The organism is Lysinibacillus sp. NPDC056959, assembly GCF_042674095.1.
In the GTDB taxonomy this organism is placed as follows: domain Bacteria; phylum Bacillota; class Bacilli; order Bacillales_A; family Planococcaceae; genus Lysinibacillus; species Lysinibacillus zambalensis.
Genome location: NZ_JBHURE010000019.1, coordinates 42,448 through 67,107, shown reverse-complemented (window position 1 = coordinate 67,107; position 24,660 = coordinate 42,448). Strand labels below are relative to the sequence as shown.

24 protein-coding genes and 3 pseudogenes are annotated in these 24,660 nt (G+C 34.4%); 18 read left to right on the top strand and 9 right to left on the bottom strand.

The features are described 5' to 3' along the window. The first annotated feature begins 26 nt into the window (after window positions 1-26). Window positions 27-1,019: an adenosine deaminase gene (gene add, locus ACFTQ7_RS18565; RefSeq protein WP_386830323.1), complete on the top strand. Its 993-nt coding sequence runs from the start codon at window positions 27-29 to the stop codon at window positions 1,017-1,019. Window positions 1,020-1,436: 417 nt separating this feature from the next. Then, the gene (locus tag ACFTQ7_RS18560; protein WP_386830322.1) at window positions 1,437-1,826 is read left to right on the top strand and encodes a spore coat protein; all 390 of its coding nucleotides are present in this window, start codon (window positions 1,437-1,439) and stop codon (window positions 1,824-1,826) included. Window positions 1,827-2,223: 397 nt separating this feature from the next. Here the strand turns inward: ACFTQ7_RS18560 and ACFTQ7_RS18555 are convergent, their stop codons facing one another. Beyond that, window positions 2,224-2,697, bottom strand: a complete 474-nt coding sequence (locus ACFTQ7_RS18555; RefSeq protein ID WP_386830321.1) for an Lrp/AsnC family transcriptional regulator — start codon at window positions 2,695-2,697, stop codon at window positions 2,224-2,226. A gap of 153 nt (window positions 2,698-2,850) precedes the next feature. Here ACFTQ7_RS18555 and ACFTQ7_RS18550 point away from each other — a divergent pair, with 153 nt between their 5' ends. Together ACFTQ7_RS18550 and ACFTQ7_RS18545 are read left to right on the top strand one after the other, a co-directional pair. Then, complete coding sequence (locus ACFTQ7_RS18550; protein WP_386830320.1) at window positions 2,851-3,315, top strand: VOC family protein; 465 nt, start codon at window positions 2,851-2,853, stop codon at window positions 3,313-3,315. A 293-nt stretch (window positions 3,316-3,608) separates the two neighbouring features. Then, window positions 3,609-4,155 (top strand): annotated as a pseudogene (locus ACFTQ7_RS18545) (phosphotransferase); the annotation flags it as partial. Between the two features lie 196 nt (window positions 4,156-4,351). Here the strand turns inward: ACFTQ7_RS18545 and ACFTQ7_RS18540 are convergent. Continuing rightward, the gene (locus ACFTQ7_RS18540) at window positions 4,352-4,780 is read right to left on the bottom strand and encodes a HEAT repeat domain-containing protein (RefSeq protein ID WP_386830319.1); all 429 of its coding nucleotides are present in this window, start codon (window positions 4,778-4,780) and stop codon (window positions 4,352-4,354) included. Window positions 4,781-5,131: 351 nt separating this feature from the next. Between ACFTQ7_RS18540 and ACFTQ7_RS18535 the strand changes: the two genes are divergently transcribed. From ACFTQ7_RS18535 to ltaS, 6 genes and pseudogenes are all read left to right on the top strand, one after another. Continuing rightward, on the top strand, window positions 5,132-5,581 hold the full coding sequence (locus ACFTQ7_RS18535; protein ID WP_386830318.1) for a hypothetical protein: 450 nt from the start codon (window positions 5,132-5,134) through the stop codon (window positions 5,579-5,581). A gap of 180 nt (window positions 5,582-5,761) precedes the next feature. Further along, window positions 5,762-6,751, top strand: coding sequence for a DUF2268 domain-containing putative Zn-dependent protease (locus ACFTQ7_RS18530; RefSeq protein ID WP_386830317.1), 990 nt, complete (start codon window positions 5,762-5,764; stop codon window positions 6,749-6,751). 258 nt (window positions 6,752-7,009) lie between these two features. Continuing rightward, a complete protein-coding gene (locus ACFTQ7_RS18525; RefSeq protein WP_386830316.1) occupies window positions 7,010-7,372 on the top strand; it encodes a hypothetical protein in 363 nt (120 codons plus the stop codon). Window positions 7,373-8,506: 1,134 nt separating this feature from the next. Then, the gene (locus tag ACFTQ7_RS18520) at window positions 8,507-8,890 is read left to right on the top strand and encodes a YhfM domain-containing protein (protein ID WP_386830315.1); all 384 of its coding nucleotides are present in this window, start codon (window positions 8,507-8,509) and stop codon (window positions 8,888-8,890) included. Between the two features lie 733 nt (window positions 8,891-9,623). Continuing rightward, window positions 9,624-9,803: pseudogene (locus ACFTQ7_RS18515) on the top strand (cold-shock protein); the annotation flags it as partial. Between the two features lie 804 nt (window positions 9,804-10,607). Further along, on the top strand, window positions 10,608-12,560 hold the full coding sequence (gene ltaS, locus ACFTQ7_RS18510) for a lipoteichoic acid synthase (RefSeq protein ID WP_386830314.1): 1,953 nt from the start codon (window positions 10,608-10,610) through the stop codon (window positions 12,558-12,560). A gap of 654 nt (window positions 12,561-13,214) precedes the next feature. Here ltaS and ACFTQ7_RS18505 read toward each other — a convergent pair. Continuing rightward, complete coding sequence (locus tag ACFTQ7_RS18505; protein WP_386830313.1) at window positions 13,215-13,982, bottom strand: TerC family protein; 768 nt, start codon at window positions 13,980-13,982, stop codon at window positions 13,215-13,217. A 353-nt stretch (window positions 13,983-14,335) separates the two neighbouring features. Here ACFTQ7_RS18505 and ACFTQ7_RS18500 point away from each other — a divergent pair, with 353 nt between their 5' ends. Both ACFTQ7_RS18500 and ACFTQ7_RS18495 read left to right on the top strand, forming a co-directional pair. After that, entirely contained in the window at window positions 14,336-14,752 is a 417-nt protein-coding gene (locus ACFTQ7_RS18500; RefSeq protein WP_386830341.1) for a DUF2243 domain-containing protein, read from the top strand. Window positions 14,753-14,764: 12 nt separating this feature from the next. Further along, window positions 14,765-15,562, top strand: coding sequence for a cytochrome c oxidase assembly protein (locus tag ACFTQ7_RS18495; RefSeq protein ID WP_386830312.1), 798 nt, complete (start codon window positions 14,765-14,767; stop codon window positions 15,560-15,562). A 791-nt stretch (window positions 15,563-16,353) separates the two neighbouring features. Here ACFTQ7_RS18495 and ACFTQ7_RS18490 read toward each other — a convergent pair. The 3 genes from ACFTQ7_RS18490 to ACFTQ7_RS18480 all read right to left on the bottom strand — a co-directional run bounded on the left by ACFTQ7_RS18490 (window position 16,354) and on the right by ACFTQ7_RS18480 (window position 17,298). After that, window positions 16,354-16,461, bottom strand: coding sequence for a YjcZ family sporulation protein (locus tag ACFTQ7_RS18490; RefSeq protein WP_349658286.1), 108 nt, complete (start codon window positions 16,459-16,461; stop codon window positions 16,354-16,356). 259 nt (window positions 16,462-16,720) lie between these two features. Further along, window positions 16,721-16,846 (bottom strand): YjcZ family sporulation protein, encoded by a 126-nt coding sequence (locus tag ACFTQ7_RS18485; RefSeq protein WP_386830311.1) that lies wholly within the window; start codon window positions 16,844-16,846, stop codon window positions 16,721-16,723. A gap of 341 nt (window positions 16,847-17,187) precedes the next feature. Next, a complete protein-coding gene (locus tag ACFTQ7_RS18480; RefSeq protein ID WP_349658285.1) occupies window positions 17,188-17,298 on the bottom strand; it encodes a YjcZ family sporulation protein in 111 nt (36 codons plus the stop codon). 464 nt (window positions 17,299-17,762) lie between these two features. Here ACFTQ7_RS18480 and ACFTQ7_RS18475 point away from each other — a divergent pair, with 464 nt between their 5' ends. The 5 genes from ACFTQ7_RS18475 (at window position 17,763) to ACFTQ7_RS18455 (ending at window position 20,804) form a co-directional block, all read left to right on the top strand. Beyond that, window positions 17,763-18,260 (top strand): DUF1062 domain-containing protein, encoded by a 498-nt coding sequence (locus ACFTQ7_RS18475; protein ID WP_386830310.1) that lies wholly within the window; start codon window positions 17,763-17,765, stop codon window positions 18,258-18,260. Window positions 18,261-18,439: 179 nt separating this feature from the next. Beyond that, a complete protein-coding gene (locus ACFTQ7_RS18470) occupies window positions 18,440-19,078 on the top strand; it encodes a copper amine oxidase N-terminal domain-containing protein (protein ID WP_386830309.1) in 639 nt (212 codons plus the stop codon). Between the two features lie 12 nt (window positions 19,079-19,090). Beyond that, window positions 19,091-19,333: a hypothetical protein gene (locus tag ACFTQ7_RS18465; RefSeq protein ID WP_386830308.1), complete on the top strand. Its 243-nt coding sequence runs from the start codon at window positions 19,091-19,093 to the stop codon at window positions 19,331-19,333. A gap of 13 nt (window positions 19,334-19,346) precedes the next feature. Continuing rightward, a complete protein-coding gene (locus tag ACFTQ7_RS18460) occupies window positions 19,347-20,249 on the top strand; it encodes an FAD:protein FMN transferase (RefSeq protein WP_386830307.1) in 903 nt (300 codons plus the stop codon). After that, window positions 20,250-20,804, top strand: coding sequence for a ferric reductase-like transmembrane domain-containing protein (locus ACFTQ7_RS18455; RefSeq protein WP_386830306.1), 555 nt, complete (start codon window positions 20,250-20,252; stop codon window positions 20,802-20,804). Between the two features lie 37 nt (window positions 20,805-20,841). Here ACFTQ7_RS18455 and ACFTQ7_RS18450 read toward each other — a convergent pair whose 3' ends face one another. Both ACFTQ7_RS18450 and ACFTQ7_RS18445 read right to left on the bottom strand, forming a co-directional pair. Beyond that, complete coding sequence (locus tag ACFTQ7_RS18450) at window positions 20,842-22,077, bottom strand: sensor histidine kinase (protein ID WP_386830305.1); 1,236 nt, start codon at window positions 22,075-22,077, stop codon at window positions 20,842-20,844. Continuing rightward, window positions 22,077-22,748, bottom strand: a complete 672-nt coding sequence (locus tag ACFTQ7_RS18445) for a response regulator transcription factor (RefSeq protein WP_386830304.1) — start codon at window positions 22,746-22,748, stop codon at window positions 22,077-22,079. The genes ACFTQ7_RS18450 and ACFTQ7_RS18445 overlap by 1 nt, the downstream gene beginning before the upstream one ends. Window positions 22,749-23,000: 252 nt before the next feature. On the opposite strand from ACFTQ7_RS18445, the pseudogene ACFTQ7_RS18440 reads away from it, so the two are divergent. Further along, window positions 23,001-23,926, top strand: a pseudogene (locus ACFTQ7_RS18440) (DMT family transporter). Here ACFTQ7_RS18440 and ACFTQ7_RS18435 read toward each other — a convergent pair. Beyond that, the gene (locus ACFTQ7_RS18435; protein WP_386830303.1) at window positions 23,923-24,609 is read right to left on the bottom strand and encodes an ArsR/SmtB family transcription factor; all 687 of its coding nucleotides are present in this window, start codon (window positions 24,607-24,609) and stop codon (window positions 23,923-23,925) included. The pseudogene ACFTQ7_RS18440 and the gene ACFTQ7_RS18435 overlap by 4 nt on opposite strands. Window positions 24,610-24,660 lie beyond the last annotated feature (51 nt).

Sequence of the window (24,660 nt, the reverse complement as noted above, 5' to 3'; positions counted from 1 at the left end):
TAAAAATTTATTTTAGGAGGACAAAAATGAACTTTTTAGCATTGCCAAAAATTGAACTTCACTGTCATTTGGATGGAAGCTTAAGGGGTGAAACTATTATCGATATTGCACAGAAGGAAGGTATTCAGTTACCCTCTTTTGATAAGGATGAACTGCAAAAGGAGCTAATTGCTCCGTTAGAATGTGAATCCCTTGATGAGTATTTAAAAAGATTTTCTCTTCCTAATTTAGTTATGCAGTCTAAGGAGAACTTAAGAAGAATTACTTTTGAGCTATTTGAGGATGCAACAAGAGAAAACGTGAAATATTTAGAAGTCAGATTTGCCCCGTTACTTCATACATTACAAGGTCTTGATGTTGAAGAAGTTATTCAATCTGTTATAGAGGGGATGAGGGACGCTGAAAGCCGCTACGAAATAAAGGGAAATATAATCTTGTCTTGCATGAGAACGATGTCTGTAGAAAGCGCATTTGAAGTAGTTGAAAAGGGGAAAAAATTCCTTGGAAACGGTGTGGTGGCAATTGACCTATGTGCATCTGAAGAAGAAGGCTTTTGTGAAAAATTCGTAGATCCAATTGCATTAGCTAAAAAATATGGCTACAGAGTTACTATTCATGCCGGTGAAACAGGAATTGGAAAAAACGTTTTAGATGCTGTTGAACTGCTAGGTGCTGAAAGAATAGGGCATGGAGTATTTATTAAAGATTGCGCCGAGGCTTATAAGATTGTGAAAGAAAAACAGGTAGTGCTTGAAATGTGTCCAACAAGTAATGTCCAGACGAAAGCCGTTCATAATTATTCTGAACATCCGATTTATAAGTTTCATAAAGATGGAATAAAAGTGACATTTAATACGGATAACAGAACAGTTTCAGATACTACAATGGAAAAAGAAATACATTTAGTTGACAACGAATTTAATCTAAGTGAAGAAGATTATCGGATAATTTATTTAAATAGTGTAGAAGCATCCTTTGCCGATCAAGAAACTAAAGAATGGTGCTTGGCACAATATTAAAGAAAATTAAATTAGCAACACAAACTATCCTAGAACTCGAACATATTGTTAAGGGATAAATAATTATTAAATGTAAATGAAACATGAACCAACATAAAGAGCTTTGCTACTTATTATTTGTAGCAAGGCTCTTATCTTTTTGAGTAAAATTAAATTACTATATTAATTCTAAGCAAAAGAGATACTAGTACATACATGGTTTATCAGAGATTGGAATTGTTATAGGATTTCATGTAGGTTATTTGTATCTTCCATCTATCGTAACAGTAATTCCTGTGATAAAATCCCACGAACAACCAGGAGTATTATAAGTATTGATAATATAATATTTTCTATTCTTCGCTCCTCCTTCCTTTTCGTCCAAACAACTTTATTCGATATGAATAAACTTAATAATGAAGAGGAGGTGAATATAAAATGGCATCATTTGAAATTGGCTCGAGAAGTCTTTTCAATTTTCGAAATGAACGCTTTTTCCTATTAGTTGAAGATGAAATTACAGTTCCAGATAAAGGTGTAGAGATTGAAGCAATTAATATCTATGAGATTGACCAACAAACTTTCAATTTTATTAGAGATGAAGGAGATACACCTGTGATTCGACCAGTTATTAATCTTCCAACTGTACCACCTGGATTTGAATTAGAACGAAAATGTATTTTTACAGTTGATAATGCATACTACGTAATTTATGATTTAGAGAATGGTACTGATACCAATGTTTTATTAAGAATCGGTGCAGCTTTATTTAACTCCATGAGAAATTCAGGTGTTCGTGAATGTATTCCTCAAGATTTCATTAACTAAATGATATTGCCCTATTAAATGTATGGGTATAATAAACAAGCGTCCAATTTATTTTATTGGGTGCTTGTTTTTTTGTGCACCTGGCATGCGAATTTCATTGACAGCTAGGAATGATTGGATGAGTTTGCACATCAAACAAAGTCCTTTCTGTCGAAGGTCATATCGAGTAAATGAGGCGGATAGAAGGTGCTAAAGTGCATGCGCTTTTCTAGAGGAGAATTAGAGCGACACTAGGATTAACAGATTATATATTTGCTAAAACGCTTAAATTCAACATTAGAGATCATTCTAAAGCATTAAAAGCTATATATTGACGTTACGTAAAGGACTAAGCTATTAGAAAAGGAGGAGATAATGTGAAAATAATAAAAATCAACTTAATCAATAGCTTAGAATTTTATGATAAGTGTTTAGTAGGAAATGGTAATGAAGATTCTTGTAGTAGAATCCGATTCTCAATCAGGTTTTTCAAGCTGATAAGGGACTTGGATGGTCCGAATTTAATAATAGAATCTTGAAATTGACCAATATCCTCTATGGAAGCAGTCTGAATCTTGATCATGTAATTGTATTCACCACTAATTCGAAACATATCGGTTACAACGGGATTTCGTTCGCAAAAATCCACCAGTGCTTGACATTGCTCTGTTTTAATAAGAAAGAATGCCGTGGACCCTCGACCTAGTGCCTGATGGCGAAAGGTTGCCGTATAACCCGAGATGATGTCTTTCTCCTCAAGCCTTTTTATTCGTTCCCTTACCGAGGGCTGGGACATGGACACTTCTTTACTTATTTGTGAAATGGAGATACGTGCATTCTGCTGAAGAAGACCCAAGATGTGGTAATCAGTTTCATCCATCCAATGTTCCATATATAATTCCTCCTAATGCATTTTCGAAAATAAATAAAATTAATTGATTTTCGTTATTTTTGGAAAGTGTAATTCGATAATTTCCTTTTTTATTGTATGTATTTCCTTGCAACACTATTCTATACTAAATTCATTAGAAAGGGGAAATTATATTTGAATATCAAAGGTCTTGCTCATATTGCAATTCAGGCAAAAGATTATCCGGCAACAATCCGGTTTTACATTGAAGCATTGGGATTTAAGCGTGGACATCATTGGAGCCTTCCTTCGTTTCAAATCAAGGAAGCTTCGATGCTGATCTCTCCCGACGGCCGAACATGTCTCGAGGTTTTTGATGACGAAGCTATCATTCCAGCACAAGGGAAGAAAGCTCAGTCGGAAGAGGAAGTTGCTTACGGAGCTATGCTTCACCTAGCGTTTTATGTGGAAGATGTCGACAAAGCGTTTCAAACGGCACTTGCCCATGGGGCAAAACCTTGTGTGGAAGCAGACTATCTAACTCTCGGAGAGCCTCCTCTTATTATCAGAAACGCTCTAGTCCATAGTCCTAATGGAGAGGTTATCGAATTTATTCAGGATGTGGATTTTGATATAGAGTCCCATAGTTCAGTGCAGTAGTTCAAAAAGTTAGTGGCAATCTAAGACTTTTTCCTATCCTAGACTGCCACTGTGTTCTTCTTAAACTAACGGGTGCGTAATTAAATATCATTGAGTTGCCTAGGCAGCTCTTTTTTTCTTTATGGATCTAACGGTGCAAGATAGTGGAATAAGAAATCCTTGTAGTAGTAAGTATATGGTACATTAAATGTAATCAAATTAAAGGGAGAAATTAAATGATAAAAACAGACGTAGATTTAGTTTCGAAGTTAATAAATAGCCAATTTCCAGAGTGGTCTAATTTAGAAATTAAAAATCAATTTGCGAATGAATTGGAGGGGTTTAGTTGAATTACAATCTATTGACGCCAGTGGAGGTCCCATAGCTGGGGAATATAATTTTTATAGAGGCGGTGATATTGTTGTATACGATGATGAGTGTAGAGATGCCATTAATAATGATGTAACTACTTTTAATAAACACTTATTGAAGGAAATCTGGGAATTGGCATTAACATCAAAGTGGGCTGGTGAACCTGTTTGGGTCCACGGTGACATAGCTCCAGGAAATATATTAATTAAAGATGGTAAATTACGTGCGGTTATTGATTTTGGGATATTGGGGGTAGGAGATCCTTCTTGCGATGCTGCAATGGCTTGGACGTTCTTTGATGACAAAAGCAGAAAGGCATTTAAGAATGCATTGAATGTTGATGAAGAAACTTGGAATAGAGCAAGAGGTTGGGCTTTATGAAAGGCTTTGATGACCTACGACTATAATAAACAATCTAACAAAGCAGTTGCGGATGAACAATGTAATATTATAAACGTAATTATTAATGATTACGAAACTGAAAGATAAATGCATTAAAATAGAATTTTTACTTCACTAACGAAGACTTTACTTCAAGATGGGATTCCACAGCAATCCCGTCTTTTTTTCTTAATTAGTGTTTGTGGAACTTTTTTAATCAAACTTTATTCAAAACCAACAGAAAAAGCCATTCCCTCCACAAGCGGAGAGAATGACTTTCCTTCATAAATCGCAAAACTACTGATTACAGTTTTGCCCAACGTTCCTCTAACCAGTTCATAAATTGTACACCTTTGTCGCCTTCATATGCATCAAAGACATCTAAACGCATACGTTTTAGTTTATCCGCAAAGTCTGCCACTGTATGGTCCTTCGGCAAGCTCTTTTTAACCCGCAGGAAAATTTTGTCTGTTCCTTTGATAATATCAAAACGTGCAGGTGATGGCTTCTCTACGTCCTCGCCAAGCGCCACAAGTGCTTCATAGGCTGCTAATTGCACCTTGTAGACAGTATCATGCTGCATACGATTTTTTAATAAATCTAAGATTTTGTCATGTTGATAAGCCGATAACATTTCGACTGCGCCTAAACGCTCTCGCCAGCTAGACGTATAATTGGCCTGTTTTTTTAATGTTTCATACTGCTCAGGTAATGCTGTTTCAAACTGTTTCAAGTAATTGCACCTCTTTTTTTAACTAGAGAAAAAATGAATTCTTCTTCTGCTTCTCTTATTATACGTTGTCTTGGTGAAAATAGCGAAGAATCGCTGGTAAGGATATATATAGAAAATGGAAACTAACTACATTAAGGTGAACCGTATCATAAGTATGTACTATTCTTAATTAGATTTGCTTTTCTTATTAAACTAACGGGATGCTTTAGTTGAAGTTCATTGAGCTGTTTTAGACAGCTCTTTTTCCTTATTTTGCTAACGTAGCAGGATAGTTGAATAACGTGGTAATATTAATTGTAAGGTTCACATTCCATTTTCGCTAAATTCTGGGGTTTTATGAAAAATAAGAATTTGATTTGTCGAAAACAAGGTGCATATTCCGAAGCATTAACAAGAGGAAATACATACCAAGTAATGGATATAGAGAATGATAAAGAAATGGTTCGTATTAAATGTGACAATGGACGATTAAGATGGTTTCCATTATACCTTTTTAATGTGAATAGTGAGGACGTCATAGACTTAATAAGTTGGAATTTTGATGATGAAGTATCAAATGACGCTAATGAAACAAATTGGATAGAAATAAGTTTGAAAATGAGTGACGGAAGTGAAAGATGGTGTATTCTTTATACTCCAGAACGGTTAAGAAACTGTTTACAACAACCAAATGTATATCCAACAGGACTTCACATAAAGCATATGATAGTTGTTAAAAGTTACAATGTAGAGGATATACAGAGTGTTTTGGATTATCTTAATCAGGAAGACGAGTTGTTTGGTGCAACATTACCACTATAGCAGTACTTCTTAGATCCTTGAGTTGCATAGGCAGCTCTTTTTTTCTAATTGAACTAATGGGGCAGGATAGTTGTTTAAGAAATTTCAAAATATTAGGTAAACAATAATTGGGATATAGTGTAATTTGTGTGTTTGAATAGTCGGGATTTTTTATATTTTTCTTGCAAAGGATGGATTTTATTGATTAATTATCTCAAAGGTGTTGCAGTATTAATTTTAATTATTACAGGTCTAACGCTTACTGCCTGCACTCAAATAGAAAAAGGTGAGAACCAACTTCACGAGAAAGAGCAAATAACAGATTACAAAGAGATTGTGTACTCATTTGAACACCCTCAAACCAGACAAAAATACAAAATCATTCATGTCAATCAGCTGTTTTATCCGTATATTGAAAAGGTCAAAGATAATCCGAATCTTTTAACCTCGGAAACTTTGGAACTATATAATAAAGAAATCATTCAACCCATATACCAGGATTGTTTTGAAAATGGAGAATACCTACATATGGCAGAAACCCTTCTTAATACGGTTCCTAAAGGGTTAACAGAAATACAAGTTATAAGTGAAAAAATGGAGAATCGTAAAGCGGAAATCAATCAACTCATTCAAGAATCTCTTTTGAAATCCGCAGACCTCTTACCCTCTCAGAGTGATGTCGCAGTTTGCGTATTCCCTTCCTTCACCAATAATAGTACAGCATTCACAGTTGGGGCGGGCAAAATTATCATCCCGCTTAATCTAAATGTTTTGGATGATAGTATAAAGTTAACCGTTGCCCACGAATACCATCACAGTGTTTGGGCGGAAAAGTATTTCAGTAAGAATGGCTGGCCTTCTATTTTGGATAATATTGTCTTCGAAGGAAAAGCGGTCATGTTTGAAAGGTCCGTTTATCCCGAATACTTTGGCTATATACCAATGGATTTTACTTACAACAAGGAATTGTGGTCTAAAGTTGAACCTGATTTAAATAACTACGACTTTAATCGAACATTAGAAATTTTACATGGTGGTAAAGGGTTACCGATAGGTTACGGTTACAGTGAAGGCTACAAGATGGTTAAATCCTATCTTGATTTGCATCCAAATGTAACACCTGAGGAATGGACTGCCCTAAGTTCAAAAGAGATTTTTGAAAAAGGAAATTATCTTGAACACTATAAATAATAAATATATGAATGAATTAACATATGAATGAATTAACATATATTCCAGGGGTAAATATATGTTAATGATTAGGTAAAAATCATTGGGTTGCGTATGCAGCCTTTTTTCTTTGTTGAACTAAAGGTGCAGGTTAGTACAAGAATGAACAAGAAAGTGTTGTGAGATAATGTGAAAAACGTTATGTATAATAGAGGAACATAAAGGAGTTTGTATGGAAAACTAGCCGATACAAATTGAAAAATTAGGAGATGTATTAATATGCCTTATATTCACCAGTTTGGAATAGTTGCTTGTATAGAAAAAGATAAAGAGTATATTCATTATGAACCTGAAAAATATGATTGCATAAGTGTGGATGGCGATCTTATTGATGAACTATCTTCTAAGGACTTTGGTAAAAAAATAGATAATCTAAAAACATTTGCACACAGCACAAATAGACCTTATAACAATCTCTCCTATTTTGGAATAACATTGATACCACCGAGTTCTCACGCACAATTTTTAAATATTGTGCGTGAGGCAAACGACGACTACAAATCAGAACAACTTGAAGAATTGATGAAAAAAATTGCTGAAGCAATAAAAGAAGATAAATGGTTGATTCATTTTGGTGCTTAATTTTGTTAATTAATACATACACGGAAACTTAAGAGGTGATTGTTCAAGTAGACATCGCTTCTTGTACCAACGTGTTCTTTATTGAACTAAAGGTGCAGATGGGTATCCGCTTTCCTACTTTCGGTTCTTTAATTTTGGAAGTTGGATTCTTACTCAGGTATCCTTCTTCATGAGACCAACGAAAAAATGATTTCATAAAGCGGATACGATGTGCAAGACTGGCTGGTTTTAAGTGCTTGCCGGATATAGCAAGATATTCCTTCAGTTGATAGGTGTGATTTTACGAACGTGGCAGTTTAGTGCAACAAGGAGTACCTTCAAAATTATGGGGATTTACAACGCTAAGTTAAGAAATGTGACCAAACGACGCTTTGGGAAGCTTAATACCATTGAGAAAACAACCTGAAAATTGGTATAATAAACAATATATCAAAAAAAGTTGGTGTAACGAATGCTGAAAAAAATATTATTTTCAATAACATTTGCACTTATTGTAATGATTTTTGTTTTTATCATAAATAGAATTTTACCTAATAATGATATACGATTTATTTTAATTGGCATTAGTATTACGATTATTCTCGGGTTTTCTCAATACTTAAGTGAAAAATGGTTTGCTAGTAAAGAATAAAATTAGTTTTCAATTTTAATCCTATATCATATAATCCGTAGAATAGTTTTTACAATGAATATTTATAAGATTTACATTAAAAAAACGTTCCAAAATGAAAGTTTGGAAACACACCAAAAAGGCACGAATGTTGTTAATTCAACGTTCGTGCCTTTTTACGAGGACTATTGTTTTTACAGCTTTTTATGCAAAGCTATATAAACAAAGCTACGATAGGACTTTTCGAGATTTTTCAGAGTGTGTTAGCAGAATAAAAACCTGTATATAGAGACAATTTATTAAGCTGTATACCAGTTTTATCGTTCCTATACTTCAATTACAGGGGCTATACAACAATCGGGCGCTTTTCCGTAATAGGGAAAGCTTCTTTATTCATGGAAAGGGCCATATTGCGGAATAACACCTTTAAGGGAAATAGGCATCTATGTTTATATTTAAAAAGCTTGGAAGATTTGAAACTTTATTCAAAAATTAATGTTCAAATTATTAAAGGGGAGGATATTTTGAAAAAGATATTTTTATTATTTGCAATAATTAATTTTGCATTAGTCGGCTGTTCTCAAGAGCCAGAAACAAAAACAAGCGAACCAATAACTAAAAAGAATGTAGAAGAGGAAGCGTACATTAACACTAAAGCGATTGATTTAGAATTAGAATTGGAAGAAATAGCTATATTTGAAAAGGCAGTAAGCAAATCAAAAAAAGAGCCTGGTGTAGTCAACATAGCAACAGAACCACAGTATCAATTTAGTAGTGGCAAAGAAACTTATTTTCTTTGGATTACAGAGGAATCTGGAACCATAATGAATACAAAAGACACGCACACTATTTACACACTATCAAGTAATTCGGTTAAAGAAGTCTACGAGTTTGTTAATAAAGATTAATTAACTGTTGCATTAGTTGAATAACGATTTCAGTAATCGGGCGCGATTGTGGAAGAAGCGTCTCTGTTCTTATTAAACTCCCATGAAAGAACGTAATCGTCTTTCATTTTCTGTGGTGTAGCGCCGATTTTTCGCTACATGGATGGCTAACGGGTGAGGGTAGTTTAAGATGAGAATAAGGGTGTAAAATGAAGAAAGTAATAATATTCAATATAATATTTTGTCTACTTGTTATTTTTATTTGTAACACATATTATGACTCTAAATAGAGAAGTGCTGTCGCATATAATTATGCAGCAAGCTATGTTGAAACAAATTACGAAATAAGTAGAGAGAACATACAAGCTGTGGAAATTAATTACCGTAGAGGTATGGGGTTATTTGAAATTCTTCTTGAGGATATATCAACAAAGGAAATTTTCTCGTTTACAGTAGACATTAGAAAAGATTATTCATTGTTCTACTTTGAGGACCATACCAAAATTCATGGGAAGAATTGACGACGTTCAATAAAATAGGCTTATTTAATTAACGGGTGCTTTACTTGAAGTTACATTGAGTTGCACATATATCTCTTTTTTCTTATTCAAATAAAGATGAGGTTTAGTGCTATAAGAAAGTAATAATAAGGGGGAGAACAGGTAACGAAGTAGTTTAGTTAAAAAAATGAATTGGAGGCCGAACAGATATGAAACGAGAGGGAATTGTTAAATGGTAAGAAGAAAAGGGTTATGGTCGTATCATGCTTGACGGTGAGGATGGAAACCATGTTTATGTTCATTTCAGTTCGATTTTACCTGATAAAGAAAGATTTCTGAATGGATTCAGATTCCTTAAACAAGGTCAAAAAGTGTCCTTTGATTTAGTTGAAAACCCAAATTTTACTGACAAAAGCAAGTTGCAGAAAATGTAATCGTTATTTCTGACTAAAAAATTCTTCTTCACTAACGGCTGCTTTCGTTGAATAAGACTCATAATTAACGTCATTTCTATCAATCTTTTTCAAAATGGAGTGTTTTTGCATTTGATGATAAATAAAGGTTGAAGAGAATTTTTTAATGAATCTTCATTCTAAAGCTACACCCTTTTTATACATACCTTAAAAAATCTTATTAAAAAAATGACCGTTTATAGTAGAGAGCTGATATTTGATATGAACGTTTCTAATGTGCAATAAAAAGAACAGCTAACAATTAAGCTACTTGTTTAAAAATGGTTCTATAAAAGTCAATTATTATTAGGCGTTCATATTGCTGCTTTTTTTATTTTTAATTCTATTTTCTCAGGCTATGAACTATTCAAAAACGCTATCGCGACATATTAATAGTAATGTAAAGCTAATTTAGCCTTACACCTCCGAATTTTGTTACTGAGGGTCACTCCTATCCCAAGTGACCCTTTTTATAGTTTCTTTCTTCAAAGTGTCCAGTAATACTTGTTTATATATATTGAAACTAAACCTTACAAAATTATAAGTTTCATGTCACCAAAATTAAATTGTTAAAATTAAAATTGTGTTTTAAAATTACTATTGTCGGAGATCAAGAAAACATGATTTTTTTTGATATTTAATAACTTGACAGAAATCTAAATGGGGAGTAAGCTACATTAGCTGCGAAAAAAGCTATTGTGAAGTAACATTTTTTTAATGAAATACTTATAATCTAAATTAATATATATCTAGATTTAAGTAAGTAAGTTTAAGGTAGGTGTAAAAATGAAAAATTTATTAAGTAAAAAAGATGGCCTTTTAAATAAATTTTTAGGGATATATTTATTAGCTGTTTTAATGTTATGGATGAAAACATACATCGCTCAAACAGCACAATTTAAACTAGGAGTAGAAGGAGTACTTCAACAATTCCTTTTACTAATAAATCCACTAGGTTCCGCAATGCTATTTCTAGGAATTGCCTTTTTATTTACAGGTAAGAGAAAATATACCTCACTAGTTGTAGTATACACTCTAATGTCTATTGTTTTATATGCTAATATTGTTTATTACCGATTTTTTAGTGATTTCATAACATTACCTACTGTTACCCAAACGCAGAACTTCGGAGATTTAGGTGGTAGTGTTCTTTCTTTACTAAAACCTTATGATATCTTGTTCTTTGTAGATGTTTTTGTAATGTTTTACCTACGATTCTCAAGAAAAATACAAAAAGAGTCTAATCGTTTAGGATATAAAAAAGCAACGGCAATCATTGCATTTGCATTGGCAATATCCGTCCTAAATTTAGGACTAGCTGAAGCTGACCGTCCGCAATTATTATCTCGAGGTTTCGATAGAAACTATATTGTTAAATATCTAGGAATGTATAACTATACGATTTATGATTCAGTAGAAACGATGAAAGCATCTTCACAGAGAGCTTTGGCGGATAGTAATGATATTACAGAAGTAATGAACTATACAAAATCTAACTACGCCAAACCTAATGCAGAATATTTTGGTGCAGCAGAAGGAATGAACGTCGTCTATTTACATTTAGAATCATTCCAAAACTTTTTGATCGATTATAAGTTAAACGGTGAAGAAGTTACACCGTTCTTAAATTCATTAGCAAAAGATAAGAATACAATGTATTTTGATAATTTCTTCCATCAGACAGGTCAAGGTAAAACTTCTGATGCAGAATTTATGCTTGAAAATTCTTTATTTGGGTTACCACAAGGATCTGCCTTTATTACAAAAGCACAAAATACGTACCAAGCAGCTCCTAGTATTTTAAAAGATTATGGTTATACATCTGCTGTATTCCATGGTAACAACGGAAGCTTCTGGAATCGAAATGAGATTTATAAATCATTTGGGTATGACAAATTCTTTGATGCAAGTTATTATGACACTGGTTCTACAGATAACATGGCTGAATATGGTTTGCTAGATAAACCATTCTTTAATCAATCTGAAAGTTTTTTAAGTTCGTTACCACAACCTTTTTATACGAAATTAATTACGGTAGGGAACCACTATCCGTATAAAATGAATCAAGACTTAGTAACAATTGATAAAGCTAATACTGGAGATGCAAGTGTAGATAATTATTTCCAAACAGCACGTTATGCAGATGAAGCAATCGAACAAGTCTTCAACCAATTAAAAGAATCAGGCTTATATGATAATACGATGATTGTTCTTTATGGTGACCATTACGGTATTTCAGATAATCATAATGAGGCGATGGAGCAAGTCATTGGTAAAGAAATTACACCTTATGAAAATGCTAATTTACAACGCGTACCATTATTTATACATGTTCCAGGAATGCAAGGTGGAGCTAACCATACTTATGGTGGTCAAATAGACCTTCTTCCAACGTTATTACATTTACTGGGAATTGATACGCAAAAATTTGTTCAATTTGGTTCAGACTTATTATCAGAAGAGCACGAGGAAATTGTACCATTTAGAAATGGCAATTTTGTCAGTCCTACGATTTATTCAATTAATGAAAAATTTTATGATAATAAAACAGGTTTACTACTAGATGATAGTCAATTAGAGTTTGCGAAAACTATCAAAGATCAAGTAAATCTTAAATTGCATCTATCAGATAAAGTCGTGAATGGTGATTTATTAAGATTCCATAAGCCAACAGATTATACGCCAGTTGATCGTTCTAAGTATAATTATTCCAAAGATGAGGATGTAGAATCTAATTAATTATTGCCATTTGCAAGCACTTCAAGAAGATGAGTTTGATATTAAAGGGTTTTATTTTTAAATAAAAATTAAAAATGTCACATCAGAAAAGCGCGAGAGATCAATGTTTCTAAAATTGATTTCTCGCGTTTTTATAGCATTGAACCAGTTTTATCCCGACTGTGGTACTCATAAAGCATGAACATCAAGAACCTTTTACAGATTTTCCGAACGAGAAAGCCAAAGTCGTTTAAAACGAACTCGTTCTTTGATAATTGGATTTTGTGTAAGGTTCGATAGCCTAATTCATGTTAACGGTAAAACAATATGTGTCGTCAAGGAAAGGGCGCTAAACATATCGAACGAGACCAACTTTACGCTATGGTAACAGTAGCGTAGCCCTAGCTGCTATTTGCATTGGATAGGGAGGGGGAATAATGGGATACCCCAGTCTTGAGAGCTGTTCAAAACAGAAATGGACTGCGAACGCTTAGTTACTCAGCAATCTCACTGACATGAGTCAGCCTGTCCCTTGAGTGGTGGGAGTCTCAATTTTCAGGATTATCCACATGTGAAAATATGCTCATAATCCTAAATGCAAATACTTTTCAAACTAATCTCCCGTTAACTCAATATAGAAAAACTGCTCTGGAAAAGGGCTTCAATTTAGATCTTCTACCCATTTGGTTTTGACTTATTCCTAGGTGCAAACCATCCGATTAGGGCAATACCTACTAATACTCCATAGAAAATCGTAGTCCAGGCAGTACTATGAGGGAAGTGGGGATCTAAAATACCTATATCCTCATGGGAGAGAGTTATTATAGCTAGTTTGACACCAACCCATGCAACTATTGCATATGCTGTTATTTCCAATGCTGGACGTTTTTCAAGTAGTTGCACAAACCATGTTGCAGCGAATTTGATTAGGACAAGTCCAGCAATCCCTCCAAGAACAACAACAATAAATTGCCCTCCATCCATACCTCCAAAATCATCTAGGGGAGAATCGGGAAGACCGAGAGCTAGAGCAACTGCAGCTAGTATTGAATCGATTGCAAAAGCAAGGTCAGCTAATGCAATCTTCCCAACAGTTGGACCAAAACCTTTTCCAGCGACTTCCTTTGCATTGTCGTTATGAGCATTCTTATTATCTTTCCCAAACAGTGACTTAATGACATGATTTAATCCCAGATAAAGCAGATAGGCTGCTCCTACTGCTTGGATTTGCCAGACGTTCGCAATGAAGGAAATCGCAAAAAGTGCAGCAAATCTGAAAATGAAAGCCAAAAGGATTCCGTAATTAATAGCTCTTTTTTTCTGTTCTTCGGGTAAATGTTTGGCAATAACCGCCAGTACTAGAGCGTTGTCCGCCGATAATAATCCTTCTAAACCTATTAGAATTAGCAATGCCCAGGCATACTCTAACCATATTGACTCCATTAAAAATATCCCCAGCCTTTTAAATATAATGTATCGATAATTATAGAATTTCCTAATTAGCAATTAAGTATACTTAGAGAATTTTGAAAAAAATACAAACAATGACTTTGGATTTTAAAGAAAATCCACAAATGTGGTTACGGTAAGTGTTGGTGATTTCTATTTTTGGGGAATCTAAGAAGAAATGGATGTAAAATAGAAGGGGATAGAAAACACTTCTGTAAATTGTTTGAATTTCTTAACTTCATGGATAAACTAATAAAAAAACTGAGGTGATTAGGTTGACCATATTAAATAAGAATGAAAGAAATAATTATAAACACGAAAATCGTTTTCATTATAGGCAACAAAATATGTGGACGGGCTTATTATTTGGTCTCGGTGTCGTGGCATTTATAGATGAAGTACTTTTTCATCAATTATTACATTGGCATCATTTCTATGATAAATCTACAGCTGATATTGGATTAGTCTCAGACGGACTATTTCATGCCTTTAGCTTTTTTGCCACGATTGGGTCAGCCTTTTTACTCGCCGATCTTCATCGAAAACATGGATTTTGGTTAAAAAGATGGCTTGGAGGGATTTTTCTAGGAGCAGGAGCGTTTCAACTATACGATGGAATCATTCAGCACAAGTTCATGAAGTTACATCAAATCCGCTACAACGTCGATATTCTTCCTTATGATTTAGTTTGGAATGTATTAGCAGCAATTTTAATAGTGATAGGTATTGTTTTACTAATACAAACTAATCAACAAAAGTATTAGGAGGATTCAACTTTGCATTCACATGAAACTTACACCCAAAATTTCTCCATAATTGTACAGCTAATATTAGTTTTGCCGTTTCTTATTTCCCTTATCTCATATATTGTTGCGGTTATTTATTCTAATCAGCATAAAAAAAGATGGTCACGTTTTCGCACATTAAGTTGGATTCTAGGGCATTTATGCGCAATCATTACATTAATCGGTCCATTTGTAGAGCTCACTCACGTTAATTTTTCAGCACATATGATTGGTCATCTATTGCTTGGAATGCTAGCTCCGCTCCTTATTGCTCTAGCGGCTCCGATAACTCTACTGTTGAGATCAATCCCCGTGAAAAGGGCTCGTTTTATTTCCTCCATATTAAAAAATTCTACCTTTAGTTTTGTACGCAATCCTATCGTAGCGTCTATTCTTAATGTAGGTGGTTTATGGTTGCTTTATACTACACCACTCTTTACCATGATGCATGAAAGCTCGCTTATATTTATTTTGATTCACATTCATATTTTTCTAGCAGGTTATTTGTTTACCATTGCCTTTATCTATATCGATCCAACCCCACACCAAGTATCTTATGTCTTTCGCTCAATCGTTTTATTAGTAGCTATAACGGCTCATTCAATATTGTCCAAACATATTTATGCGTATCCTCCTAATCATGTACCTATTGAACAGGCAGAACTTGGAGGTATGATTATGTATTACGGCGGGGATGCAATTGAAATCGGACTTGTTTATTTACTATTTTACCAATGGTTTAAAAGGACAAGAAGTACTATTTATTCACCAGAAACGTTTAGTAATTGATCCTCTTTACTTTGAACATTTTCAAACATGGATACTATGGAGGGATATGATAATTCACTCCTCTTAGAAATTTTAAAAGGGTCACTTGGGATGGAGTGACCCTAAGAAGGAATTCGGAGTGCAAAGCATATTTGCTTTACATTTCTATAATATGATTAGGAAGTTATGTTTCGTAGTTTATTATCATGAGATTTGAAAAAAACATAAAGACGAAGTAGAAACAGATTAAAAAGTTAGTATGTGAGAAATACTTATGACTGCGATATTGAAATAAGTAGAAGTATACTGAACACGATATGAAAATTCTGAAACACCTAGATTGGCGCTATTTACATACATTGAAGGTTGGTACAATCAAAAGGACTATAGGCTTCTAGCGCCCAACGACTGCAAAAGTATGTGCCAAGCTACAGCGCTGAAAATTCGGAAATATTTTTGGCGCATCAGGCTTTACAGCATCATAGGTTCTTTTCGCTTTTACTGGCTGCACGAGACGTGGAACACTCCATAAATGGTCGTTACCACAAAACAAAAATTTTACTTTTGTATGTCCAGAATCTTGCCTCAGTTCCTGTATTTAAAAGGAAAAGATTAGAAGGATAGCTAAATATGATAAAGTCACATATAACAAGGTGTGGCTTATTAATTTGCTTTTAAAGGTTAAATTTGTCATCGAAAGGGGAAATGTTTAAAGGGTCACCGGAGGATAGTGACCCTTAGTAAAGATATAAAAGTTTAAATTAGTATTACCTTACACAAGTTATGAGCAGTTTAGGCGGCGGTATTAGGTATTAATATCTCATGAAACTAGCTCCGACAATAATTAGAAGGATGAATAGAACAACAATTAGCGCAAATGCTGAGCCATTGCCATAGCCATTACCATAGTTTTCAGACATAGTAAATCCCTCCTTTCTTATACTTTATACTATGTATAGTTGTCAAAAAGTGTTGCGATATTTATCTTAGGATGCATTAGTAAAATGTTGAAAAAAATAGATTTAGATGATTAAGAACGTAACTATAGGCGCTGAACATTGGCAGAGGAAGTATAAAAGGGTCACTGGAGGATAGTGACCCTTAGTACAAATTTGAAGTTGTAAGGTTATATTAGTATTACCTTACACAAGTTATGAGCATTAGTGGCGGTATTGGATATTAATATTTCATGAAACTAGCGCCGACAATAATTAAAAGAATGAATAGAACAACAATTAGCGCGAATGCTGAACCTGTACCATAACCGCCACCACTTCCACTTCCACTACCACAATTTTGAGACATAATAATTCCCCCCCTTCTTTAATTTATACTATGCATCGTAATCAAAAGGGATATTGATTATTAACTATACAGTGCTTAAATATTTATTGAAAAGGGCGTGATAACACTTGAAATTAAAAGGTAATTGGTGATCAGTTCATTTTAACAATATAATAAATCTAAACGAATTGAATGCTATTACATGAAATTAAAGAAGACAGAGGGATAGATTTTTTTGAATTCCACAGGCAGGTTAACATGAAAAAGGATCACTTTGGTAAAAGTGACCCTAAAAGAAGGAGTTGTAAGGTTAATTAGCTTAATCCTATTTTTCTATGCTGTGAACAAAAAGGTTCCGAAGATTAATACATGAAACTAGCGCCGACAATAATTAAAAGAATAAATAGAACGACAATTAGAACGAATGATGAACCGCCATAGCCGCCTGAAGAGCCACCGCAATTGTATCCCATGAAATATTCCTCCTTTCTATTTCTATAATATGTATGGTTGTAGAAAGTAAGGGGGTAATTATCCTACTTAAATTTTTTTTAGAATTAGGGCTAGACAATAGGCTAGGTGTAATAAGATTTGCTCTGTGAAGGTGAAAATATTGAATACCCTTCTAATTGTATATAAATGTAATTATGTGGTAAAATAAGGATAATTCTATTTGGATGGAAAGGATACAGGAGAACACGTATGCCAAACTTTACTTTGTAATGATCAATAAATTGGATAGCATACCCCTCAAAAAACAATGTTTTTTTCAAGGGGGTAGTATGATTACAAAGGAACAGAGCAACCCTGTAGTCTCAATGTGTCAGGAGGTCCTTGTGCAGGATCTCCTTTTTTATTTATTTACGAAATTTCACATTGTACTGCGAAATATCCAAATAGATGCTTGCGTACCTTTATCTTAAGAGGTGAAGGATACATGTTAAATATTACATTTCGCTGGAAACTTTCTCAATTACCAGAACGAACTGTCAAGAAGCACTGTAAAATGTGTGGAACATTATCTGTTTTTACGGATACAACTGTACGAAGGCATAACGCAAATGGAAAAAATATTTATCAATATGCAATTTTAAAATGCGAAAACAATCATAATTGGAATAAAAAGTTAACTATTTATAAAACGTTCTCAGAGCATGTTGTTGAAACGGAAGACCAGAAAGAGGAATTTTCAATTTTGCCAACGATTGCGATATCTAGCTTAGCAGAACAAGGAATAAAGATAATACACATTGTACTAGATGATGTGACAGGAAAACATCGAATTGATAAAGTGCTTGCAAATCAAATTGAGGATTGGAGCCGATCAAAGATCATCAAAAAAATTGAAAAAGGTATGATTCAATTAAATGATCAAATCATTAAACCTAGTTCAAGATTATCAAAGGGTGAATGTATTTCTATTTTCATTGACTAAAAGATTTTAAGTATTCTGATTGGAATCTTGTAATAATCGCCTTATGAACAAAGCCATTTTTAAGTGCAGAGGAATCTGTCCATAGAAATGGCTTTTTGTCTGTAAAAATTTGTTTAAAAAATTCAGTCTCGTATCATTTTTAAAACCTAGAATGAAGATAAAGGAAAGGAGTGTTATAGATGAGGATGAAAAAAATTAGCCTTGTTGTAGTTCTTATATTAGCGGGTTTTTTTACAAATGATGTAGTCGTACATGCAGACGATCATAAACATGAAAAGTATAAAGAATATAAGGACTATAAAGACGACGATGATGACGATGACGATGAGAACTTTTACTATGACGATGAAGAAGAAGGTGAAACTTACTATTTTCAAGATGCTGTAAGTGTAAAAGGGACATGGAATATTTGGACACGAACAGTTGCAGCTGATAAAGAAGTATTACCTTTTACAAGCTCCCAAAAGGTTACGTTCAAGGTAGAAGGTACGAATAAGGAGCTGAGCTTTTTTGTAATACCAAAAGACGGGGAATTTTTTGTGCCAGGAAAAGCAGTAGCTCAAGTTTTAGGAGCAAAAGCAACCTTTTACAAAGCAAGTAAGATTTTAAATATCCAACATCAAAAAAATGAATTGATTTACCGTGCAGGAACTAACGTTGTATATGATAACAATGTGAAAACACCATCACCTGCACAAGCGTTTTATGTGAATGAAGAATTATATGTACCTATTAGTACAATAACGAATGGCTTAGGTTATATAGCTGAATGGCAAGAAAGTAACCAAACGTTTGTCTGCCAGCCAATTATGAATTAGGGGGAAAGCACTATGAAAGATCCTAAAAAAGCTAAATGGATATTAGGGGCATCGGGGCTACTTTTATCAGCAGCAATACTATCCCAAATCAATAGCCCAGCAGAAGCCGATTCTACACGCACAAATAATATTCATGGAGTAGATCAGGGAAATATTACAAAAAAAGAAAAAGAACTAGTACAACTAGATTGGACAAACTTTGAAGTGACAAGGCAATCTTCTGTCAAAAGCGAGCGCAAAACGAAAAGAACGTAATGGAGTGGGGCGTGTGGATACACTAACTTTACAAATAATGAATACTGAATTTTATATTGCTATGCCAAAAGTGGCTCATTTCGTATGGAAAGAAAAAGCAGAGAATTGGCTTCAATACGTAGCAAAAGAATGGTCAAGATTTCAATCAAATAATGAATTATCACAACTTAATAGTTTAGAAATTGGAAAAACGCTCCGCACTAGTTCGTTCCTATATGATTGTTTAGTGCAAGCGAATCGCTATTATAAACTTTCTAATGGTTTATTTTCTCCATATCTTAAACGTCAATTAGAACATCATGGCTACCATCATTCTTTCCCATTTGATTCAGCTAAAGGTAAGGCATTTCAAAACAAACTCCTAATGGCAGAGCAACCATTTGAATTTCTAGGCGATGAGCAAATAATGAGGGTGGCACAGCAGGAAATTGATTTAGGTGGATTTGCTAAAGGGTATGCGATTGAAAAATTGGCGAATTGGCTTGAGCAAGAGGTATCGCCTGATTTCGGATTAATAGACGGGGGAGGGGATATGAAAATGTGGTCTTCTGGGGAAAAGACATGGACAATCGGTGTTGCAGATGTCTTGAATATAGACAAGGAAATTAGCTCGATTAAAATGAAAACAGGCGCCATTGCTACATCTAATCGGGTATATCGAAGCTGGATGCAAGGAACAATGAAGAAACATCATGTATTAAATGGACAAACAGGTGAAATCGCTAATACAGAAGTATTACAAGCTTCAGTCGTAACGTCCTCTTTATGTGATGCAGAGGTTGGGGCGAAACTTTGCTTTCTTATGGATGAGCGTGAATTGCAGCAATGGTTTGAAAATAATTGTTGTCAACAAAGTGCCCGTTTCATTGTTAAAGATGGGCAAGCAGCAAATTGGAAAATGACAGGGGTGAAATAAATGATCATAAGTACGTGGGAATGGATTCGGTTATTAGGGTTGTTAGCGTATTTTTACTTCACAATTTCCATTATATTTGGTTTGTTGAGAAAATCCTCATTTATTAAATCACATAAAAACTTAATTTATCATATCCATCAAAATGCGGGGTGGCTAGGGTTGATTACCGTAATCGCTCATATGGTAGTGCTTTTAATCGATCGTTATGAGCCTTATAGTATAGTTGGGGTTTTAATTCCTTTCTCAGCTAACTATCGGTCTCTACCGTCGGCCCTTGGAACAATCGCATTTTATTTGTTTTTAATGGTCATCATGACATCAGATTTATGGATTCGAACTATGAATCGCTCCTTATGGAAAAAACTTCACTTTCTTGTGTTACCAGCATGGGCATTATCACTTGTTCACGGAGTGCTTATAGGAACGGATACAGAAATTACGTTGATTATAATGTTTTATGTAATTTCCGGAGGGATGACCCTGTTAGTACTGGTTGTAAGAACATTAAGTGGGTTCATGAAAAAAGTGAATTTTCCAATGTTACACAATAATTAACTAAAATCGGGGCTGTTTAAAAAGCCCCGATTCCTTATTAAATAGGGAATTCAATATGAATTGTAGTGCCTTTGTTTACTGTGCTTGTCCCGTAAATGTTTCCATCATGTTGCTCTACTATTGCTTTTGCTATGGCAAGACCTAAACCAGTGCCATTTCGTTGGCGAGCAGCATCACTTCGGTAGAACCGCTCGAATACTAAAGGTAATTCTCGTTCAGTCATACCGATTCCACTATCTGCAACAGTAATTTTTACATAGTCTTTATTTTTTAAAAGCGAAAGCGTTATTGTTCCGCTATTTGTATATCTTATCGCATTGTCTAGTAGAATATAAAGCAGCTCTTGTATTTTTGAAGCATCGCCTAGCAGCTCGATGTTTTCCTGAATTTCAGAAGAAAACTGTATTTCAGGAGGCGTAATCCTTTGAAATTTCGAGCTTACTTTTTCGAGTAGAGTAGATAGTGGTATGATTTCTTTTTGAATGGGAACCTGCTGCTGATCATGTCTTGCCAAGAACAATAGTTTATCTATGAGTTCCTTCATTGTTTCAGCCTCATCTTTTAAATCCGCAATCAATTCTTTTCCAAAAGGTCTTAATTGATGTGCTTCCTCAATTTCTAAAATTTCTAGCGAACTATAAAAAATACTTAGTGGAGTTCGTAATTCATGAGAGGCATCGGATACGAACTTTTTTTGTTTATCGAACGACCATTGAATAGGAACCATCGCTTTACCAGCTAGATAATAGGCCAGTAGACCGATTAAGACCGTAGAAATACAGGTTAATACTATTAGTAAATACTTTGTCATTTGGAAAAAGTGATGCTGTGACGTCACAGATTTACCAACGATAATATAGCCTACTACAGTATCGTCGTTGAAAATGGGCTTCTTTAGAAGTAGGAAGTGCTCTTCCTGCCATTCATAGTGCTGTACGAGTTCCTCACTTGGTTTCTTATTGCCAAATGCTTTTTCAATCTGATTCTTCAGTCCTTTGTAAGATTCGTCACCATGGACAAACTTATGATCCTTTGTGTAAATATAGTAAAAAAAATTGCGATTGGGGTCATAACTTAAAGTTTTAGTGTTTGCATGAACATGTTCAAAGAAATCGTGCTCTTGCCTACCATAAAAGTCTTCCAGTTCGTTTATTTGTTGATTTTCCATTAATTTCACGAGTGAAAAGTATAGAACAATAATGAAAAGTGAAAATAACAAAAAGTAAAGCGTTGCATACAAATAGGATAAATATTTTTTTGTTTTATGAAACATTAGTCTTCCCTCAGTTTATAGCCAATGCCTCTGATATTTTGAATAGGTGATTTGGATCGACTACCATCAATTTTTTTCCGCACGAGCTTGACTAAAGCATCTAAGGAATTATTCGAAACATCGTAATCGTAGCCCCATATATAAATACAAATTTGTTCTCTAGTTAATACACGTCCTTTATTGATAAATAAATATTCTAACAGTAAAAATTCATTTTTAGTAAGATCCACTACTTCATTATTGTACAAAATTACTCGGGAATCTACATTCAGCTGTAATTGATCGATCTGAATGACCTGTTCTATTACTTTATCTTTTCTTCGTAGTAATGCACGAACTCTTGCTAAAAGTTCCTCTATTTTAAATGGTTTTATTATGTAATCATCTGCGCCACTATCAAGTCCTTTAATAATGTCCTCTGTGTCGTCCTTCGCAGTTATCATTAAAATACTACCATTGAATCCAGTGCTTCGTAGCTGTTGGCATACTTGAATGCCACTTATGTAAGGCATCATCCAATCTAAAATAACGAGATCATATTTCTCAGTAAGCGTATGGTCTAGCGCTTCCTGCCCATTCTCCGCTTCCGTCACATTGTGAAATTTTTTCTTTAATATATGAACGATATTTTTTCTTAATCGTGCATCATCTTCTGCTAGTAATATTTTCAAGGCAGCTTCCTCCTAATGATTATATTCTGCTAAGTATACGCATAAAAAATGAAATGAAACTGAAAATGATCCTTTCGCTTTTACTTTATTAAAACTTATGTATTCCATACTTCGATAAGAGTTGAATTTTTTCCTGTCTATAATGTCCTTAAACAAAGATTATCACAATAACGTGGGTTTGATTTCCGTTTTAATAAATGTCATCCCAGACTTTTAGTGATGATCAATAATCATAGAAATAGGAGGACAACAATGAATATTTATAAATTCATAGCATTATTAGTTTTGACAACATTTCTAATGGGGTCTTCATTTGCCGTTGTCAAATTGGGGTTGCCGTACGCATCTCCACTGTTATTGGCTGCACTCCGCTTTATACTAGCAGGGATGATAATGGGTGTCATCGTAATCGCTTTAAAAAGGCCTCATCCGACCTCGAAAGAAGGCTGGTTTAAAATTCTAACAATAGGGGCATTTCAAACTGCTGGTGTAATGGGCTGTATTTTTTTAGCTTACGTACAATTACGGCGAGTGAATCCTCTATTTTAACATTTACGAATCCTTTGCTTGTAGTCATATTTGCTACTATATTTACGAATGTGCGATACCGATTGTATCAATGGTGTGGTGTTTTGTTGGGGGTTATTGGTGTTATGATTACAATGGGTGCACAAGTTGAAATTAAAATTGGAATTATTTTCGGCATTCTTTCGGCCGTTTTTTGGGCCATTGCGACACTGCTAGCAAAAAAATGGGGCGTGTTATTTGATACATGGGTGCTATCAGCCTATCAAATGCTTTTTGGTGGTATATTACTTTTAGTTGCGAGCTTCGTTTTAGAACAACCATTTTTTACTGTGAATGTTCATTCTTTATTTATTTTATTTTGGCTCAGTATTTTCTCGTCTATTGTTCAATTTGCGGGCTGGTATTATCTTTTGCAAAACAGTGACCCTGGAAAAACGAGTGCCTTTTTGTTTTTAGCTCCTTTTTTCGGTGTGTTAACAGGTTGGGTACTATTAGATGAACCTTTAAAACTATCGTTAGTTGTCGGAGGGCTGTTTATTATTGCTGGTATCTATTTAGTGAACCGTAATTTTGCAGCTAAATCTAATAAAAATATTCGCGGAGAGACTTTGAATGTTAGCCTTCCCGCGAAAGAAGATAGACCATTTTAAATTTCAAATTTAAAAACTTCTTTAAAGCCTGCTCGTCCCTTTTCAGTCACTTTAATGGCACGAATAGCTGGGACACGAGTCACCCATCCCAAGCTTAAAAAATGTGTCAGCATTCCTTCACCAAGTGCACCAGCTAGATGATAACGTCGTTCACTCCAATCTAAACATACATGGGAAAATGATCGACGCTTTCTTTTTAAATCATCTAAATCAAGACCAAAATCCGTAAAAAATTGTGCGCCTTCAGCTGTTATGAGAAACTGTTTTTCTTCTAGTTTTAGAAAACCAGCGTTAAGCAATGATTCTGTTAATTGAACGCCTAGTTTACCAGCTAGATGGTCATAGCAAGTTCTTGCATCCTGTAGTAATTTCATTTGACTTGATTGTTTTAAAGAGCGTACTTCAGGTGGTGGAGAAATCGCTAGGAAGGATTCTAGTAATTGTGCAATTTCTTCGCCTGCTAATTGAAAATATCGATGACGACCTTGTTTCTCTACTCTAACAAGTTTACCTTCTACTAACTTAGCGAGATGAAAACTAGCAGTCTGAGGTTTAATAGCAGCCATATAGGCTAATTCACTGGCAGTATGAAAACGACCATCCATCATACTAGCAAGCATCGTAGCTCTTGAAGTTTCTCCAAGAAGAGAACCAATTTCAGCCATGTTTGGATTAATACTCATTCGTCACGATCCTTTCTGCATTCCACATTTCGATATTCATATAAGTATTTA

Excerpts from the sequence above, each read along its gene's own strand:
- add (WP_386830323.1), top strand. The coding sequence starts at position 27 with ATGAACTTTTTAGCATTGCCAAAAATTGAACTTCACTGTCATTTGGAT.
- ACFTQ7_RS18560 (WP_386830322.1), top strand. The coding sequence starts at position 1,437 with ATGGCATCATTTGAAATTGGCTCGAGAAGTCTTTTCAATTTTCGAAAT.
- ACFTQ7_RS18555 (WP_386830321.1), bottom strand. The coding sequence starts at position 2,697 with ATGGAACATTGGATGGATGAAACTGATTACCACATCTTGGGTCTTCTT.
- ACFTQ7_RS18525 (WP_386830316.1), top strand. The coding sequence starts at position 7,010 with ATGCCTTATATTCACCAGTTTGGAATAGTTGCTTGTATAGAAAAAGAT.
- ltaS (WP_386830314.1), top strand. The coding sequence starts at position 10,608 with ATGAAAAATTTATTAAGTAAAAAAGATGGCCTTTTAAATAAATTTTTA.
- ACFTQ7_RS18505 (WP_386830313.1), bottom strand. The coding sequence starts at position 13,982 with ATGGAGTCAATATGGTTAGAGTATGCCTGGGCATTGCTAATTCTAATA.
- ACFTQ7_RS18500 (WP_386830341.1), top strand. The coding sequence starts at position 14,336 with ATGTGGACGGGCTTATTATTTGGTCTCGGTGTCGTGGCATTTATAGAT.
- ACFTQ7_RS18490 (WP_349658286.1), bottom strand. The coding sequence starts at position 16,461 with ATGTCTGAAAACTATGGTAATGGCTATGGCAATGGCTCAGCATTTGCG.
- ACFTQ7_RS18485 (WP_386830311.1), bottom strand. The coding sequence starts at position 16,846 with ATGTCTCAAAATTGTGGTAGTGGAAGTGGAAGTGGTGGCGGTTATGGT.
- ACFTQ7_RS18480 (WP_349658285.1), bottom strand. The coding sequence starts at position 17,298 with ATGGGATACAATTGCGGTGGCTCTTCAGGCGGCTATGGCGGTTCATCA.
- ACFTQ7_RS18475 (WP_386830310.1), top strand. The coding sequence starts at position 17,763 with ATGTTAAATATTACATTTCGCTGGAAACTTTCTCAATTACCAGAACGA.
- ACFTQ7_RS18470 (WP_386830309.1), top strand. The coding sequence starts at position 18,440 with ATGAGGATGAAAAAAATTAGCCTTGTTGTAGTTCTTATATTAGCGGGT.
- ACFTQ7_RS18465 (WP_386830308.1), top strand. The coding sequence starts at position 19,091 with ATGAAAGATCCTAAAAAAGCTAAATGGATATTAGGGGCATCGGGGCTA.
- ACFTQ7_RS18455 (WP_386830306.1), top strand. The coding sequence starts at position 20,250 with ATGATCATAAGTACGTGGGAATGGATTCGGTTATTAGGGTTGTTAGCG.
- ACFTQ7_RS18450 (WP_386830305.1), bottom strand. The coding sequence starts at position 22,077 with ATGTTTCATAAAACAAAAAAATATTTATCCTATTTGTATGCAACGCTT.
- ACFTQ7_RS18435 (WP_386830303.1), bottom strand. The coding sequence starts at position 24,609 with ATGAGTATTAATCCAAACATGGCTGAAATTGGTTCTCTTCTTGGAGAA.